General features: G+C 59.9%; 2 protein-coding genes. Both read left to right on the top strand.

Translation table 11 applies throughout. From position 1 onward, the window contains the following. The first annotated feature begins 17 nt into the window (after positions 1 to 17). Positions 18 to 1,088 (top strand): porin, encoded by a 1,071-nt coding sequence (locus EOA38_RS32985; RefSeq protein ID WP_127301202.1) that lies wholly within the window; start codon positions 18 to 20, stop codon positions 1,086 to 1,088. Positions 1,089 to 1,331: 243 nt separating this feature from the next. Beyond that, positions 1,332 to 2,408, top strand: coding sequence for a site-specific integrase (locus EOA38_RS32980; RefSeq protein WP_127221259.1), 1,077 nt, complete (start codon positions 1,332 to 1,334; stop codon positions 2,406 to 2,408). Positions 2,409 to 2,670 lie beyond the last annotated feature (262 nt).

Raw genomic sequence — 2,670 nt, 5'->3', positions numbered from 1 at the left:
TGACTGGAGGTCAGAAAATGAACATCAAGAGCCTTCTTCTCGGCTCAGCTGCGGCCCTGATCGCAGTTTCCGGCGCCCGCGCCGCCGACGCGGTGACCGTCGCCGAGCCGGAACCGGCTGAATACGTCAAGATCTGCGACGTGTACGGCGCCGGCTACTTCTACATCCCCGGCACCGAGACTTGCCTGCGCATCGGCGGTTATATCCGTTACGACATCGGCTTCGGCGATATTTCCGGCCACCAGGATGTGCCCGACCGCATGGGCGACGGCACCCACGACACTTATCATAAGCTGGCCCGCTTCACGCTGAAGACCTGGACCGGCCAGGAAACCGAGCTCGGCACGTTGAGGACCTATACCGAGAACCGCTTCAACTTCAGGGATGGTTGGGATGAAGAGGATTCCGGCAGCCAATGGTCGCTGAATTTCGCCTGGATCCAGCTTGGTGGGTTCCGCGTCGGTAAGGACGAAACGGCGTGGGATACGTTCAGCGGCTATGCCGGCAGTGTCATCGAGGATTCGCTGGTCGGCTACGGTGGCGATTTCGACACCAACCTCATTCAGTACACCTTCGACGCCGGCAACGGCTTCTCGGCCGTGGTCTCGCTGGAAGACGGCGACGGCGCCAACACGATCGACAGCTATATTCCGCACATGGTCGGCGGCGTGAAGTACACGCAGGGCTGGGGTGGGGTCAGCGGTACCGTCGCATATGACAGCAATTACGAAGAGTGGGCCGGCAAGGTTCGTCTCGACGTGAACGCCACCGATGCGATCTCGCTGTGGGCCATGGCGACCTACGGCACGGAGAAGAACGTCGTCCACAACTTCTTCAAGAACTGGGAGGGCAACTGGGCCGTCTATGGCGGTGGCACCTACAAGTTCAACGAGAAGACTTCGTTCAACGCCCAGCTTTCCTATGATGAAGGCAAGACCTTCGGCCTGGCCGCCAACGTCGCTTACGACATCGTGCCCGGCTTCACGATCACGGGCGAGGTTGATTATGTCAACCAGGGCTCGAGCGACTACCACCCCGTCAGCGATGACTTCTGGGGTGCCCACCTGCGTTTCCAGCGCTCGTTCTAAGGGCTGGACTGCTTGAAGTGAAATCCAGCCCGGGCGCTTTAACGTCCGGGCTGTTTTGTTTTTCGTGACTTGGGCGTGGGCAACGAAGGAAGAGAAGGGGGTACGGTAGCTGAAGTCTGTGGAATGGTTTCGTTGGGATCCGCCGCTTGGCGGAAGAAATCATTTTGTCGGACAAAAAACTCTTGAAAGGACGCTTTCGAGCGGCTAGGTGTCGCCTATCCACTCGGGGGTGTGGTCAACAAAATGACGAATGAAGCGATTCAAGAGGGGGGGTCCTCTGGTCACTTTGCGGTTTTTTCTTCTCAGAACTCGAACTTTCGATACACATACAACAGGATCAGAGAAGTAAAATCCTATAGGATCGGGGAACTTTTTACAGCATACCGGGACATACTCTGGGACGATGGGCGGCATAAATACAATGTCAGCTCTTTCATCGGTGAAATAGACGAGATCCTTCTGGGAGAGCGTTTCAGCACCTTTGACCAGAACACCCTGGACAGTCTTATCGGTACCTTGCGCCAGCGCGGGAACAGCAACGCAACCATCAATCGCAAGATGGCTGCACTCAGCAAGCTGCTGCGCAAGGCTCATAAGATGGGGGATATCCACAGCCTGCCCGAATTCCGCCGCCAGAAGGAGCGGGCGGGACGGATTCGTTTCCTCGAAAGGGACGAAGAGGCAAGGCTGTTCGCCGCCGTCAAGAGCCGCTGCGAGGATGCTTATCGGCTCTCCGTCTTCCTGGTCGATACCGGCTGCCGCCTCGGCGAGGCGCTCGGCCTGATCTGGAACGACATCCAGGAACACCGCGTCTCGTTCTGGATCACCAAATCCGGCCGCAGCCGCACCATCCCGATGACCGAACGCGTCAAGGAAGTGATCAAGCTGCCGCCGACCACCGAAGGCCGCCGGCCGAAAGGTCCGTTCACCAAGCTGACCCAGGCGCAGTACCGCGCCATCTGGAACGAAGCGAAAGCCGAAGTCGGTCTTGGCGCCGACGAGCAGGTGGTGCCGCATATCCTGCGCCACACCTGCGCCTCGCGTCTCGTCCAGGGTGGCATCGACATCCGGCGCGTGCAGATGTGGCTTGGCCATCAGACGTTGTCGATGACCATGCGCTATGCGCATCTCGCCACCAACGACCTTGATGGCTGCGTCGTCGTGCTCGAGAAGCCGCGCGCCGAAGAGGCGCCGCGCCAGGCGGAGAGTTCCGTCTTTGCGTCTCCGTTGACCACGCCGTCGCCATCAAAGCCGGCGCGCAAGCCAAGGAGCGAAGCGGCCGCCGTCAAGGCGCCGGGCAAGAGTTCCAAGGTGAAGTAGCGCTGGTTCCACCTTCTCCCCTTGTGGCGCTGGTTCCCCCTTCTCCCCTTGTGGGAGAAGGTGGATCGGCGCGCAGCGCCGAGACGGGATGAGGGGTGTTCCAGCGGAGTGAGAGGCTGGTGTCTTCTGGAGCACCCCTCATCCGTCGCCTTCGGCGACACCTTCTCCCACAAGGGGAGAAGGAGAGGCATGCGCTTGCTCGCCGAACCCGCCTATACTGCCGCGGCGCCTCGACACCCGGCTCTGATCTTCGGTTTTACTT

This window comes from Mesorhizobium sp. M1E.F.Ca.ET.041.01.1.1, from assembly GCF_003997355.1.
Taxonomy (GTDB): domain Bacteria; phylum Pseudomonadota; class Alphaproteobacteria; order Rhizobiales; family Rhizobiaceae; genus Mesorhizobium.
This window is presented reverse-complemented; position numbering and strand designations above follow the sequence as displayed.

Coding starts and splice junctions, on each gene's coding strand:
- EOA38_RS32985 (WP_127301202.1), top strand. CDS start 18: ATGAACATCAAGAGCCTTCTTCTCGGCTCAGCTGCGGCCCTGATCGCA.
- EOA38_RS32980 (WP_127221259.1), top strand. CDS start 1,332: ATGACGAATGAAGCGATTCAAGAGGGGGGGTCCTCTGGTCACTTTGCG.